At 39.6% G+C, this 14,117-nt stretch carries 14 protein-coding genes; 11 read left to right on the forward strand and 3 right to left on the reverse strand.

The window, feature by feature from the left end:
- Positions 1 to 115 precede the first annotated feature (115 nt).
- From LV92_RS09715 to LV92_RS09730, 4 genes are all read left to right on the forward strand, one after another.
- Entirely contained in the window at positions 116 to 928 is an 813-nt protein-coding gene (locus LV92_RS09715) for an FRG domain-containing protein (protein WP_111623439.1), read from the forward strand.
- A 64-nt stretch (positions 929 to 992) separates the two neighbouring features.
- Positions 993 to 1,454, forward strand: a complete 462-nt coding sequence (locus LV92_RS09720; protein WP_245946322.1) for a 3D domain-containing protein — start codon at positions 993 to 995, stop codon at positions 1,452 to 1,454.
- Between the two features lie 40 nt (positions 1,455 to 1,494).
- Positions 1,495 to 2,154 carry an N-acetylmuramoyl-L-alanine amidase gene (locus LV92_RS09725; protein WP_111623440.1) on the forward strand — a complete coding sequence of 220 codons (660 nt, stop codon included), beginning with the start codon at positions 1,495 to 1,497 and terminating at the stop codon, positions 2,152 to 2,154.
- A 4-nt stretch (positions 2,155 to 2,158) separates the two neighbouring features.
- Complete coding sequence (locus LV92_RS09730; protein ID WP_111623441.1) at positions 2,159 to 3,628, forward strand: M14 family metallopeptidase; 1,470 nt, start codon at positions 2,159 to 2,161, stop codon at positions 3,626 to 3,628.
- 2 nt (positions 3,629 to 3,630) lie between these two features.
- Here the strand turns inward: LV92_RS09730 and LV92_RS21775 are convergent, their stop codons facing one another.
- Positions 3,631 to 3,798: a hypothetical protein gene (locus tag LV92_RS21775; protein ID WP_170126305.1), complete on the reverse strand. Its 168-nt coding sequence runs from the start codon at positions 3,796 to 3,798 to the stop codon at positions 3,631 to 3,633.
- Positions 3,799 to 4,149: 351 nt separating this feature from the next.
- On the opposite strand from LV92_RS21775, the gene LV92_RS09735 reads away from it, so the two are divergent.
- Entirely contained in the window at positions 4,150 to 5,964 is a 1,815-nt protein-coding gene (locus tag LV92_RS09735) for an alkaline phosphatase (RefSeq protein ID WP_111623442.1), read from the forward strand.
- A 100-nt stretch (positions 5,965 to 6,064) separates the two neighbouring features.
- Here the strand turns inward: LV92_RS09735 and LV92_RS09740 are convergent, their stop codons facing one another.
- A complete protein-coding gene (locus LV92_RS09740; RefSeq protein WP_111623443.1) occupies positions 6,065 to 6,892 on the reverse strand; it encodes an OmpA/MotB family protein in 828 nt (275 codons plus the stop codon).
- Between the two features lie 156 nt (positions 6,893 to 7,048).
- Complete coding sequence (locus LV92_RS09745) at positions 7,049 to 8,140, reverse strand: vWA domain-containing protein (RefSeq protein WP_111623625.1); 1,092 nt, start codon at positions 8,138 to 8,140, stop codon at positions 7,049 to 7,051.
- A gap of 342 nt (positions 8,141 to 8,482) precedes the next feature.
- Here LV92_RS09745 and LV92_RS09750 point away from each other — a divergent pair, with 342 nt between their 5' ends.
- The 6 genes from LV92_RS09750 to LV92_RS09775 all read left to right on the forward strand — a co-directional run bounded on the left by LV92_RS09750 (position 8,483) and on the right by LV92_RS09775 (position 14,070).
- Positions 8,483 to 9,193 (forward strand): galactosamine-6-phosphate isomerase, encoded by a 711-nt coding sequence (locus LV92_RS09750; protein WP_170126306.1) that lies wholly within the window; start codon positions 8,483 to 8,485, stop codon positions 9,191 to 9,193.
- Between the two features lie 170 nt (positions 9,194 to 9,363).
- Positions 9,364 to 9,825, forward strand: a complete 462-nt coding sequence (locus LV92_RS09755) for a (2Fe-2S)-binding protein (protein WP_111623445.1) — start codon at positions 9,364 to 9,366, stop codon at positions 9,823 to 9,825.
- A 93-nt stretch (positions 9,826 to 9,918) separates the two neighbouring features.
- Entirely contained in the window at positions 9,919 to 12,147 is a 2,229-nt protein-coding gene (locus LV92_RS09760) for a xanthine dehydrogenase family protein molybdopterin-binding subunit (protein WP_111623446.1), read from the forward strand.
- A 1-nt stretch (position 12,148) separates the two neighbouring features.
- Positions 12,149 to 12,403 (forward strand): MoaD/ThiS family protein, encoded by a 255-nt coding sequence (locus tag LV92_RS09765; RefSeq protein WP_111623447.1) that lies wholly within the window; start codon positions 12,149 to 12,151, stop codon positions 12,401 to 12,403.
- Between the two features lie 19 nt (positions 12,404 to 12,422).
- Positions 12,423 to 13,406 carry a GTP 3',8-cyclase MoaA gene (moaA, locus tag LV92_RS09770; protein ID WP_111623448.1) on the forward strand — a complete coding sequence of 328 codons (984 nt, stop codon included), beginning with the start codon at positions 12,423 to 12,425 and terminating at the stop codon, positions 13,404 to 13,406.
- 67 nt (positions 13,407 to 13,473) lie between these two features.
- Positions 13,474 to 14,070 (forward strand): NTP transferase domain-containing protein, encoded by a 597-nt coding sequence (locus LV92_RS09775; protein WP_111623449.1) that lies wholly within the window; start codon positions 13,474 to 13,476, stop codon positions 14,068 to 14,070.
- The last annotated feature ends 47 nt before the right edge of the window (positions 14,071 to 14,117 follow it).

Below are 14,117 nucleotides of genomic sequence, written 5' to 3' on the forward strand. Positions count from 1 at the left end.
AATTAAGTATGCATCGGCCCCATACAAGGCTAGTGCAAATCACTTAATTGGTTTACAGAATATAGATAGTATAATTAGGATTCAATTTGGATCCGCACTTAAATTATTCAGATAAATGGCAGATTTTGAATTATTTGAACCTAAGAGTTGGTTGGAGCTTCAAGCTTATTTGTTTAATGAAAAAGACGATAAGATCGATAGATTTCGATCTCCGTATGCGTATAGGGGTGTCTATAATGCCCAATTTGGATTAGAGACAAGTCTTCAAAGATTGGGAAGAATACCGTCAAAGGTAGAAGCCACAATGATCAGAAACTTTAGGAAGTACTCGCCTATTAACACTTTGATCGATGATTATAACAACCTCTGGAACTGGATCTCGTTGGGACAACACCACGGACTTCCTACAAGACTAATTGACTGGACTCACTCTCCAAACGTTGCATTACATTTTTTAACAGAGGATATGGGCACTTATAATTTGGATGGGGCTATCTGGATGGTAAACTATGTAGCACTAAGAGAGCATCTGCCGGATGAGCTCAAAACACCCATTTTAAGCAAAGATATTTTCTATTTTAGTTCAATGGAGCTAAAACAAACAATAGGTAATTCCTTAGAAGAACTATATGATTTTTCAAGTCGAAACGCCAATACAATGATATTTTTCGAGCCACCCTCTCTTGATGATCGCATAATTAACCAATTTGCACTTTTTTCATTTATGCTAGATCCGGATTCCAGTCCATTGGAGTGGCTTAAAAATCATCCCAAATATTTAAAAAAGGTAATTATTCCATCAGAATTAAAATGGGAAATAAGGGATAAGCTAGATCAGGCCAACATTACTGAAAGAATCATTTATCCCGGCTTAGAGGGAATTTCCAAATGGCTAAAAAGATGGTATAGCGATAAAAACAAAATCTAATAGTTTTCTAATTACTTAATACCAAAATCTCTATTTTGTTAGTTTAATAATCTAAATAATTGGTGTGAATAAATATATAGGCAAATTCGGTTTAAATAGTCGGCATCTAACACTCTGGATAGTTTTGCCAGGTATCCTTTTTTCCTTGGCCACCTGCAAGGAAAAAGTTGTGGATGATGGTTATATTTGGAAAAAACTTAGGGTAACGGCCACAGCCTATAATTCATTTCCTTCGCAAACCTCTAAAATCCATCCAGGAATTACCGCTTGGGGCGATTCGCTTAAACCTGGGATGAAAATAATTGCTGTTTCCAAAGATTTGACTCCCTTGGGATTGGATTACAATACCCACGTAAAAATAAAGGGGGATACCAGTATTTATTTGGTGAAGGATAAAATGCATTCCAAATGGAAGAATAGGATCGACATCTATATGGGGGAGGACAAGGAGAAAGCTTTGCAATGGGGACGTAAAAAAATAACTATCCACTATAGGGTAAAAAGGGATTCTACAGAAATAAAATGATATTGTATCTTTATCGCCTAAGTATATATGCTAAAAAAAAATGAAGAAGATAGTACTTTTGTGTTCATTATTTATGACCATTTCATGTTCCGTAAACCGTGAAATAATAGACAAACCCATCATTTTTAATGAAGAGCGAAAAGATCTCACTCTGGAATATCTGTCGGACCATTACGACCTTATCCAAGACGAACCCCTTATAGTACCCAAGATGATAGTACTGCACTGGACCGTAATTCCTACCTTGGAAAAATCGTACCAAGCTTTTGAGCTGCCCACCCTGCCCGATTGGAGGCCGGAGATAAGCTCGGCCAGTGGTTTAAATGTATCTTCCCAATTCCTTGTAGATCAAGATGGTACAATTTATAGGTTATTGCCGGAAACTACAATGGCAAGACACGTAATAGGTCTAAACCATTGTGCTATCGGAATTGAAAATGTTGGAGGAACCGGGGATACCAAACTCACTAGGGCACAATTAAGGTCCAACAAATGGTTGGTTAAATATTTAAAATCCAAATACGATATAGATTACGTGATAGGTCACTATGAATATACCCATTTTGAAGATCACGAATTGTGGTTGGAGAAAGATCAAGGCTACAGGACCGTTAAGACCGATCCCGGTGAAAAATTTTTAAAAAGAGTAAAAAGAGCTACCAAAAAACTTAATTTTAAACCTACACCAATTGCAAAATAATACTATGACATCACATAAATTGGCCCTTATTCTTTGTTTGCTGATAGTATTTTCGGGCTATGGGCAGGAAAAGGATTTTACTTCCAACCTGTACTCAACATATGGAAAATACAAGGAGCCTTCTTTGGACAAAAGAAGGATAAAACACAATGAGATTCAGCCACTGATTAACAAATTATCTGCCAACCCCAAATTTAAGGTTACGGTTGTTGGTAAATCCATCGAAGGGCGTAACCTTTCCCTCATAAGTATTGGAACTGGTGCTACAGATGTTTTTTTATGGTCGCAAATGCACGGGGACGAACCTACGGCCACCCAGGCTATATTTGATATTTTCAATTTTTTGACAAGTGGCGATTTCAAAACTGAAAAGGAAAACATTTTAAAAAATTTAAAGTTACACTTTTTGCCTATGCTCAATCCGGATGGGGCAGAAGTATATCAAAGGAGAAATACCTTGGGAATAGATATCAATAGGGATGCGCTTGCATTGCAATCCCCCGAGGGAAGGACCTTAAAAAGGGTACGGGATAGTTTGGATGCAGATTTCGGTTTCAATCTTCACGATCAGAGCACTTATTACAACGCGGAAAGAACGGATAAGCCCGCTACCATCTCCTATTTGGCACCGGCCTTTAATTATGAAAAAGATATCAATGAGGTGCGCGCCAATGCCATGAAGGTCATTGTTTATATGAATAAAATAATTCAGAAATATGCTCCGGGACAGGTAGGCCGCTATAATGACGATTTTGAGCCCAGGGCGTTTGGGGACAATATTCAAAAATGGGGCACAAGTGCCATTTTAATAGAATCTGGCGGTTATAAAAGCGATCCTGAAAAACAAGAAATCAGAAAATTGAACTATGTCTCCATTCTATCGGCCATCTACAGTATCGCCAATGGAAACTATAAGAATATTCCCATTTCTGACTATGACAAAATTCCCGAAAATGATAGAAAACTATTTGATCTAAAACTAAATAACCTCACCTATAATTTATTGGGCAAAAATTACACTTTGGATGTGGGCATACACCAATTGGAAATTGATGGCACATCCAACAAAACCTATTATAACAGCAGCAGGGTAGTTGACCAGGGTGATCTGTCCACCTATTATGGATATGAAACTTTGGAAGGAAAAGGCTTCTCCATGGTAGGAGGAAAGGTATACCCAAAAATCCTAGCTTCCACCAAAGAGGTTTCACAATTAAAGCCGTTGGATCTGCTGAGATCGGGCTTCACTTACGTGCGAGTGGAGAACATTCCAAAGGGCGAAAACTATGTGACCTTTCCCATCAATATTATAGGAAAGGACTATAAAGTTCCGGAATTTAAAATGAGGGTAGGCGTTATTCCGAACTTTATACTGCAAGAAAAGGGTAAACCCCGCTATGCCGTTATCAATGGATTTCTGATCGACCTAAAGTCAGGGGAAGGGAATTTTAAAAATGCATTGATCTTACGATAGTTCTAATATCCAAAAGAAATACGCATACTATCGCCGTAGGCTAGTATCCAGTAAAGCATTATAAAAAGAATGCTTACAATACAGGTGAAAATAGTTATGGCAAGGCCCTTAAACCCATTGGATAGCTCGCTGATAGCGCTATACTTAAAAATGTCGTTGATTACAACCATGATATTCTTTTTTTAAGTGATACAAAATTTAGTTATTAGCATTCATTATGAACTTAGGTTGATAGGGGTTGTTGTTATTAAAACAATTATCTAGCCAAAAACCCTACCTTACTTTGTATTTTTTACGATTTACCTTCTCTGAAGGTCTTTACATGCATCTTTTATAAAGGAGCTCTATTCGGGACAGTTTATTTCTTGGTTAAGTTATCTTTATGTAGCAATTTCTGCAGAAAAAATTATTTAGTTTTGTTTAAATTGGTCCTGTCCATTTTATTTCTCCGGTAATTTAATGGGCAATAAAGTTTTTTGCACCGCAAAATTTAATATCGATAGTCATATAAATCAATTTCAATGTTTAAATCCATTCGCTTTTTTTTACTGCTTTTTTTACTGTCCCTTCAAATCGTATTGGGACAGCAAACAAATTCGTTTAAAATACATTCCCATAATGATTATCTACAAACTGCACCGTTTTGGGATGCCTATGCACACGGGGCCAACTCCATTGAGGTAGATGTATTTCTTAAAAACGACACTTTATATGCCACCCATGACGAGGTAGACATTATAGCAAGCCACACTATAGAAAGCTTGTATCTGGAACCTATGAAAAAGGTGATAGAATTGCAACTGGGCAAGCACCAGGAGTTACAGTTATTAATAGATATAAAATCGGAAACCTACTCGACCCTGGAGAAGATAGTAGCTGTTTTGGAAAATTATCCCAACATCATCAACAATCCCAATATTACCATGGTCATATCCGGAAACAGGCCCAAACCAGAGGAATACAAGAATTATCCTTCCTTCATTAAGTTCGATTATCAGACTTTGGAGGATATACCAAACAAGGAAGCTTGGGATAAGGTAGCCTTGATAAGCTTGCCATTTCATAAGTTTACCAGATGGAACGGAAAAGGAAGATTAACAGCGGAGGATTTACAAAAGGTAAAGTCCACCATAGACAAAGCGCACTCTTACCATAGGCCCTTCCGTTTTTGGGCCACTCCGGACTCCAAGACCGCATGGAAAGCCATGCATGATTTAGGAGTGGATTATATAAATACGGATATGCCGGACAAGGCATCTGTATATTTAGAAAGCTTGGGGAGTAGGGTATATTATAACAAGGCTAAATCTGATGTATATACGCCCACCTACAAGTCTGACCAAACTAAAAAGTCTGTTAAAAATGTGATTTTGCTCATTGGCGATGGCAATGGGCTGACCCAAATTTCTTCATCGGTTTTGGCCAATGGGGGCAGTCTTACCCTGACGCAGTTGAAAAGTATAGGGTTTATTAAAACCCAATCTTCGGACGATTTTACAACAGATTCAGCTGCTGCAGGTACTGCTTTGGCCACTGGCACAAAAACCTACAACAGGTCTATTGGAATGTCTCCTAATGGGCAACCCCTAATAAATATAACCGAATTGCTGGATAAACATCAATTTGTTACAGGATGTATCACCACCGATAAAATTGTAGGAGCTACCCCAAGTTCATTTTATGCCCATCAAAAGGACAGGGACGATACCGATGGTATTGCTAAAGATTTATTGAAGAGTAAGCTCTCACTTTTTGTTGGGGGAGGGGGATCCAGTTTTAATACAGCGGAATTACAGGGGAACAATTTTTCTATTTTGAAGGATGTTGAAGAACTGGCAGCCAGCAAAAAAGATAAGATAGGATTGTTCATCTCGGAAAATGACGTTCCCAGCTTTTTGGAAGGTAGAGGAAATATACTTGCCGAAGCCACTAAAAATGGGCTGCAGTTCTTAAATACCAAAAAAAAGCCATTCTTTTTAATGGTGGAAGCGGCACAGATAGATTCTTACGGTCATAGGAACGAAGTAGCCGGTATAGTCACGGAGGGGATAGATTTTGACGTGGCCATAGCGGAGGCAATAAAATTCGCCGATAAAACAGGAAACACATTGGTGGTCATAACAGCAGACCATGAAACATCCGGATTTACCATGCCACAGGGGAATATGGAAAAGAGCATGGTGGAGGGCGACTTCACTACCGATGACCATACTGCCACCATGGTTCCTATTTTTGCGTATGGGCCCCATTCACAGGAGTTTCAAGGTGTTTATGAAAACAGTGAGGTCTTTCACAAAATTCTAAAAGTGCTGAATATAAAGGAATCCGGGAAATAGTATAACCTTACCTGATATTCCCAAAACCAGAGTAATAAAAAACCCCGATGAATGCATCGGGGTTTTTAGCTAAAACAATAATTATAGTAATGGTAGTGTTCTATAATGATTCAGCATCCAAAAGAGCAAAAAACTTATCCAAATTTGGAATAATTACGATTCTAGTACGTCTGTTTATGGCCATATTTTCCTTGCTGTCGTTTTCAACCAAAGGCAAATAGCTGCTTCTACCTGAAGCTATCAAATTAGCAGGATCAACATTGTACTTATTCTGCAAAAGACGAACTATTGATGTTGCTCTTTTAACACTTAAATCCCAGTTGTCTTGAAACATTTCGGTGCTGATAGTTTTGGAATCGGTATGACCTTCTACCATAACTTCCATACTAGGCTCGGAGTTGATAACTTCGGCCAATTTGGCCAATATAGAGTTCGCTTTGTTACTTACTCTGTAACTCCCGGAATTAAACAATAATTTATCAGAAATATTGATCATCACAACAGTTTTGTTGATATCAACAATAACATCATCGTCCTCATCAGAAATGGATTTCTTCAAATTGTAAGAAATAGCTAGGTTCATGGAATCTTCCAAGGTTTGGGCCTTGGCTAATTCACTTGGATCAATTTTTGCCAAAGTAGCCCTCATTTTTTCCTTTGTGTTGTTGCTCATTACGGCAACATCACCAATAGAAGCATATTGGGAATCATTTATTTCCTGCAAGGAATTTATTTTTTCGTTGTATTCTGCAACTCTTGCCTCAATTTTGGAGACTTTGGATTCCAATTCCTCTTTCTCCACTTGGGTTTTTGTCAACATACTTTTGGTATTGGACAAATCCCCTTCAAGGGCTACATATTTTTTCTTCGATACACAGGAGGCTAAAACTACCATTCCCATCAAACCAACTAACATTACTTTTTTCATTTCTTTATTGTTAAAAATTTACAAATAGTTTTCTGTAGGGTTATACGGTCATATCGCAGAAAAAGACGTTTCGCCTTGAATAAAAATTAACAAAAAAAAAGAGCATCAAATTAATTTGATGCCCTAATCCTATGATTTAAAGAAGTTTAACCCAGATTATTCACAACCTCCCGTAAACCCTTTTGCGTTAAATTTAGTTTGTACAGCACCCTGTCTGTTGCCTTCCTTGACTTGAATGGCAAGGTTGTTTTCACCACTTCCATCACGCTTTGGGCTACAGTATTCAAAAAGGTAAAAACTATTGGCCTGTTCCGAAACGCGGAAGGAGATATCGTTAAATGTTGTTTCCAATTGCTCCTTATTCCCAGCAAACACGCTAAAGGTCTTTCCAATTTTTCCCAAAACATCGGTATCAATTTCCGCTCCTAAACCTATACTGAAGAAGGCAATGTTCTTATTGGCATTATCCACTTTTTTCAAGGCTGCAGATTGGGTATAACGGGAAGCCTGATCGGTACCATCGGTAAAAATAACCACCGAAGCAGCTCCAATACGGTCATTGGTAGTACTTGCTGCCAATAATTTTTCCGCCTTATCGGTAGCTTTGATCACTGCCCCATATAAATCTGTAGACGGATCGTTGCTAATATTGGCATTGATCCCATCAATAGAAGTTAAGAGTTCCTGTTTTACATAGGTCAACTCGTTAAGCACATGCAACTTATCCTCACCATCAAACCAATAAATGGCCATCTTAAAGGATTCCGTATCGGATGCCGGCATAACGTTGTTCACAAAACTTGCGGAAGCAGTTTTCAATTCTTCCATACTACTGCTTAGGACACTGTTACTTAAATCCAGCACCAAAATAGTGTTGTTATTGAAAATTTGTGAATTGGGGGAGATCCTGGCAAAAGACTCCGTAGTAGAAATGGTACTGAAACAGGCATCATTTCTACCTTGCTCATAAATGGTAAATTGATTTGCCGTCAATCCTGGGACCGGATCTCCGTCCGTATCAGACACCTTAAAAAATATTGATACCTTTCCTGGTAGGGTTGTATATTGATCCTGAATGGACAATACCAATTCGCCATCGCCTAAATTTAGACAGTCGTCCACAGGTTTTCCAAGACCTAGATCGCCGCCGCCATTTACGCCAAATTCCACATCGTCATCCGCATTTCCACAAGATACAAATAAGGCCAAACTGAAACAGATAGCCGCCAACTTAATATATAATTTCATTTTCATAATTTTTAACGTTCACCTAGCAGAACGTTCAAAACTATTTAAAATTATAATTCAATTAAAAATAGATGTTAATATTTGTTAAAGACTTTATTCACATTTTTTAGTAGCTCCTTCATAAGGTGTTCTTAAATTAGAACGAAAGGCATTTCTCTCCATGGAGCTATCCCAATAAACATATGTTCTTCTTCAATAATTTATAATACTCCTAAACCGCAAACAACACAGAGGCCCCAATAAATAGCATAGTGGGGAATGAAAACTTTGAACCATGTGCAAGACCAATGCTAAATTTTTGTACTTTACATATCCCTTCGAAAAATAATGCTTGGGCTTGTTATGAATATACACTACTGTTCAGATTATGAAGGTATGAGCCAAATGGCTTTTGATTCCTTATTGACCAATTTAAAAGCAAAACCACAGCAATTAATCTGTACGGCCACAGGTTATTCTCCCGCTAGACTTTACGAGAAATTGGCGGAATCCTACCAAAGCGCCCCAAAGATTTTTAAGGATATAAAAATTATAAAACTGGATGAATGGGGTGGTACCAATGGAGATTATCCCAATACCAGCGACTTTTATCTTCACGAAAAACTCTTGGAGCCCTTACAAATTTCAAAATCCAATTATTTGTCATTCGATAGTAGTCCAACGGACGCGAAAAAGGAATGCGATCGTATGGAAAACGAAATCCAGGAACACGGTCCAATAGACATCTGTATCCTCGGTTTGGGAAAAAATGGGCATTTAGGTTTCAACGAACCTTCCAAAACCCTTTCCCCGGATTGCCATATTGCGGATTTAAGTGAGTCTTCCTTAAAACATCCCATGGCCAATAAAATGAAGACCCCACCCACTTATGGCTTAACCTTGGGCATGGCCAACATTCTAAAATCAAAGAAAATTATTCTCCTGGTAACCGGACCGAGCAAGAAAAAAGCCATAAAAAAATTGTTGAGCAGGGAAATAACCACTTTCTTGCCAGCTTCCCTTTTATGGTTGCATCCCAATGTGGAATGTTATTTGGATAAAAGCTCCCTTTAGATTAAGTGGATACTGTTTTTACCATTTTTTTTAGAATTTATTTTAAACTATAAAACAAAAGGCCCTGATTAGAGGGAAACACCCCTTAACAAACTGTTAAAATGACATATGCTTTCCTTAAATTTGGTAACTTGTAGAGTATTAATTTTATCAACCTAAAAACATCAACTATGCCAAAATACGAAATCAATGTAAATGGAGTTTCCAAAAATGTAGATGTTGCCGAAGACACCCCTTTATTATGGGTACTTCGTGATCATTTGGATTTGGTTGGAACAAAGTATGGCTGTGGTATAGCCCAGTGTGGCGCCTGCACGGTTCATTTGGACGGCATTGCGGTAAGAAGTTGTTCTTTACCCATTGCTTCGGTAGGAGGACAGCAGATTACCACAATTGAAGGACTTTCTGAAAATGGCGACCATCCTGTACAGCTGGCGTGGAAAGAAGTAGATGTTCCCCAGTGCGGTTATTGTCAGGCCGGTCAAATAATGACAGCCTCCGCTTTCTTGGACAATAATCCAAATCCAACATCGGACGAAATAAAAACGGCCATGCACGGCAACATCTGCAGATGTGCTTCCTACACCAGAATTCACAAGGCCGTAGAAATTGCTGCTACCAAAATAGGGTAGGCCATTCCCATTTGGAAATTTCGGCTACCATATTCGCTTACCTCTAAAAAAATAAATCCTCGGAGTATTGAGGAATAAAAAACTAAATAAATTATGTCAACATCATCAATAACATTCAACAGACGGGCATTCATTAGGACATCATCCCTAGCTAGTGGTGGACTCCTCATTGGCTTTAATCTTTTTACGGCCTGTAAACCTAAAGTGCAACCCCCTGTAGATATTTCCCAGTTAAATTTTAATGATTTCAATGCCTTTATTAAAATTGCAGATAATGGTGCGGTAACCCTTTTCTCACCCAATCCTGAAATAGGGCAGGGTGTTAAAACAGCCATGCCTATGTTGATTGCCGAAGAATTGGACGTGGCATGGAAAAATGTTTATGTGCAGCAGGGAATTTTGGATACTGAGAATTATACCAGACAGCTAGCCGGGGGGAGTCAGTCCATCCGTTTGGGCTGGGAGCCTTTGCGACAAACTGGGGCTACGGCCCGACAAATGCTGGTTAATGCAGCTGCAGCCAAATGGGGTGTAGATCCATCTGAATGTACTACCTCGGAAGGGGTAATCACCAATGCCAAAGGAGAAACTTTGGGCTATGGCGATGTGGTTAGGGAAGCAGCAGCCTTGGAGGTGCCGGAAAACGTAACTCTCAAAGAACCCAAGAATTTTAAAGTTATCGGGACCGATGCGCCCAATGTTGATATTGATAAAATAATAACTGGAAAACCACTTTTCGGTCTGGATTATAAGGTTGAGGGAATGGTATACGCCAGTGTTTTACGCCCTCCCGCCTTTGGTAAAATATTGGATTCTTATGACGATACCAAAGCCAAGGCCATGCCGGGTGTTTTGGATGTAATCAGAATAGGGGAGAAGGCCAAGGAACTTTCAAAAGAAGGGGTAGGCAACTGGACCGTGGCCATGGGTAAAAGCGATAAAGTGGTGGTCATTGCCAAAACAACTTGGGAAGCCCTAAAGGCAAAAGAAGCCCTCTCCGCTACTTGGGTAGATGACAGCACTTTGGAAAGCACAGAATTTCAGGATAAGCAATTACTCGGACTTTTGGATGGAAAAGAGTTCCAGACACTAAGAAAGGACGGGGATATAATTAAAGCATTTTCCCAGGCCGATAAAATTTTGGAGCGCACCTATGAGTCGCCCTTTCTGCCACATAACTGCATGGAGCCTATGAATTTTTTCGCCAATATTACCGACGAAAAAATCCATTTGGTCGGACCTGTACAGACCCCCGAATTCGCTGCCACTGCGGTAGCGGGTATGTTGGGTAGGGACGTAAAGGACGTTCATTTGGAAATGACCCGCATGGGAGGAGGTTTTGGAAGGCGACTTTACGGGGATTTTGTATACGAAGTTGCTGAAATTGCCGATGCTATAAAAAAACCGGTGAAGCTGGTATTTTCCAGAGAGGACGATATGACGGCCGGTACCTATAGACCGGCAATAAAATATAGAATCAAAGCCTCCATAAAGAATGGTCAAGTAACCGGCTATCAATTAAAAGAAGCTGCCATTGGAGGCAACATGTATGGATTGATACCTAATTTCTTCCCTGCCGGGGCAATAGAAAACTATCAAGTGGATGTGGCCAACTATCAAAGTAATATTACCACAGGGGCTTGGAGAGCTCCCTATACCAATTTCTTGGCCTTTGCCGAACAAAGCTTCTTTGATGAACTGGCAGAGACCATGGAAGTAGATCGCATACAATTACGCCTTGATCTATTGGAAAAAGTTAAGGGAACTACGGATGAGCGCATCCAGTATTCCCCGGAGCGCATGCAAAATGTTATTAAAGTGGCCGTAGACAAATCCGGATGGGGTAAAAAGCGTGATGGAGTATTTCAAGGATTTGCCGCTTATTATTGCCACAATTCCCATGTTGCTGAGGTGGCCGATGTTGAGATTGAAAATGGAATGCCTGTCGTAAAAAAAGTTACCTGTGTAGTGGATTGCGGAATTGTAGTGAATCCTTTGGGCGCCAAAAACCAAATAGAAGGTGGTGTTATAGATGGAGTGGGCCATGCCATGTACGGTGATTTTACCTTTATGGATGGACAACCTCAATCGCAGAACTATGATAAATACCGATTGATCCGGATGGGGGAAATTCCAGTAGTGGAATCCCACCTGATACAAAATGACCTGGCACCAACGGGATTGGGCGAACCCACATTGCCTCCCGCGGGAGCAGCAGTGGCAAACGCTTTAAAAGCCGCTACTGGAAATAGATTTACCCAACAGCCATTTTCAAAATACCCAGAACTAATGCAAGTCCCAACAAAGGCTATTATAGGATAATATGACCATACTATTATTTGGCGTAACAAAAGATATCATAGGCTGTGCTACATTGTCCATGCCCAGCTCCAGCGAATTTGGATCGAAAAAATCCAAGACCGTTAAGGAGCTTAAGGAGTATTTGGGCAAAATGTACCCTGAACTCAAAAAATTATCATCTTTGGCTGTCGCTGTGAACAATTCTTATGCTAATGATGATACCATAATCGATAATTTTGATGAAATTGCACTAATTCCACCAGTAAGCGGGGGATAAGTAAAAAACAAGAGGATTAATGCTGATAGACAATCACAATAGGAAAATAAATTATCTACGGTTGGCGGTTACCGATCGCTGTAACCTGCGCTGCAACTATTGTATGCCTTCGGAAGGGATAAATTTTGCAGAAAAAGACTCCCTTTTTACCATAGAGGAACTCTGTAAATTGAGCGAAATTATGGTAGGCCAGGGGATAGACAAGATAAGGATTACCGGCGGGGAACCTTTTGTTAGAAAGGACCTAATGGTATTATTGCGCAAACTTTCGACTTTAGAAGGCTTGAACGATATTTCCATTACCACCAATGCCACTTTGATAGGCCCCTATATTCAAGAATTAAAAACCTTGGGCATCAAAAACATCAATGTAAGTTTGGATGCCATTGACAAAAACACCTTTGAACGGATCACGAGACGTAATCAATATGATACCGTATATAACAATCTAATACGATTGATAGCGGAAGGTTTCAACGTCCGTGTCAATTTTATTGCCCTCGAGAATCAGAATACCCAAGATATAATACCCATACTCGAGGTCATGAAGCATTACCCTGTTTCCGTACGATTTTTGGAGGAAATGCCATTCAACGGCGGCTCTAAATCCTTTAATACCATAACTTGGGATTACAAAAAAATACTGGACCATATCCAATCGGAATATTCTGAAATAACAAAGCTGGAATCTCCCAAGACCTCTACCTCCATAAATTATAAGATTAAAGGTCACAAAGGAACTTTTGGACTTATTCCCTCCTTTACCCGAACCTTTTGCGGAAGTTGTAATCGACTAAGGATATCGGCCACGGGCGATGTAATCACTTGCCTATACGGCAAACCCAGAATGAATTTAAGGGATGTGATGAGAGGGGACAATGTGGAATCCAAAATCAAAGAGCATATCCTTAAAGCCATTGGCAGCAGATCCAAAACTGGTTTTGAGGAACAGGAAAAATATGATGGAATATTTGAAAATTCAATGACCTCCATAGGAGGGTAATTCCATAGGTCCAACGTCCGGAACAAACTTGTTCCTGGTATGGAAATTAAAAAAACAACTACAGATAATGAGCTCCTCTAAAATATATGGTCTAGTACTTACCGGTGGAAAAAGTACCAGAATGGGAACCGACAAGGGATTGATAGAATACCACGGCGTAGCACAACGCGAATATCTATATCAACTGCTACAGACGGTATGCGACAACACCTTTATGAGTATCCGAGAGGAACAGGCCCAGGAATTCTCACCCGATCACCAACTTATTATTGATGAAAACCAATTTAAAGGTCCTTACAACGGACTTTTGAGTGCCCACAATTTTAACCCCGAGGTGGCGTGGTTGGTATTGGCCTGTGATTTGCCCTTGATGGACGAGAATGCCCTGGAACAGCTGATCTACCTGAGAAATCCGGATAAATTGGCCACTGCCTTTGCTACTAGGGAAAGCGGTTTACCAGAACCCCTTTGTGCCATCTGGGAACCTTCAGGTTTAAAAAAATCATTGGATTATCTGGAAAACGGGCCAGGTACATGTCCCCGGAAATTCTTGATCAATGAGGATATTAAATTGGTATTTCCCGAGAACGAAGAAGTATTGTGGAATGCCAACTTTAAGGAGGATTATGAAAAGGTGTTGCTAAAGTTAACGCCCAATCAATAATGGCCGAAGGGTTATAGAAGGAATAAAATTAAGATTGTTATTTACAG

It is taken from the genome of Arenibacter echinorum (assembly GCF_003259375.1).
Taxonomy (GTDB): domain Bacteria; phylum Bacteroidota; class Bacteroidia; order Flavobacteriales; family Flavobacteriaceae; genus Arenibacter; species Arenibacter echinorum.

Bases quoted from the DNA above. Each gene is read 5' to 3' on its own strand.
- LV92_RS09715 (WP_111623439.1), top strand. From the start codon at position 116: ATGGCAGATTTTGAATTATTTGAACCTAAGAGTTGGTTGGAGCTTCAA.
- LV92_RS09725 (WP_111623440.1), top strand. From the start codon at position 1,495: ATGAAGAAGATAGTACTTTTGTGTTCATTATTTATGACCATTTCATGT.
- LV92_RS09730 (WP_111623441.1), top strand. From the start codon at position 2,159: ATGACATCACATAAATTGGCCCTTATTCTTTGTTTGCTGATAGTATTT.
- LV92_RS21775 (WP_170126305.1), bottom strand. From the start codon at position 3,798: ATGGTTGTAATCAACGACATTTTTAAGTATAGCGCTATCAGCGAGCTA.
- LV92_RS09735 (WP_111623442.1), top strand. From the start codon at position 4,150: ATGTTTAAATCCATTCGCTTTTTTTTACTGCTTTTTTTACTGTCCCTT.
- LV92_RS09740 (WP_111623443.1), bottom strand. From the start codon at position 6,892: ATGAAAAAAGTAATGTTAGTTGGTTTGATGGGAATGGTAGTTTTAGCC.
- LV92_RS09745 (WP_111623625.1), bottom strand. From the start codon at position 8,140: ATGAAATTATATATTAAGTTGGCGGCTATCTGTTTCAGTTTGGCCTTA.
- LV92_RS09750 (WP_170126306.1), top strand. From the start codon at position 8,483: ATGAATATACACTACTGTTCAGATTATGAAGGTATGAGCCAAATGGCT.
- LV92_RS09755 (WP_111623445.1), top strand. From the start codon at position 9,364: ATGCCAAAATACGAAATCAATGTAAATGGAGTTTCCAAAAATGTAGAT.
- LV92_RS09760 (WP_111623446.1), top strand. From the start codon at position 9,919: ATGTCAACATCATCAATAACATTCAACAGACGGGCATTCATTAGGACA.
- LV92_RS09765 (WP_111623447.1), top strand. From the start codon at position 12,149: ATGACCATACTATTATTTGGCGTAACAAAAGATATCATAGGCTGTGCT.
- moaA (WP_111623448.1), top strand. From the start codon at position 12,423: ATGCTGATAGACAATCACAATAGGAAAATAAATTATCTACGGTTGGCG.
- LV92_RS09775 (WP_111623449.1), top strand. From the start codon at position 13,474: ATGAGCTCCTCTAAAATATATGGTCTAGTACTTACCGGTGGAAAAAGT.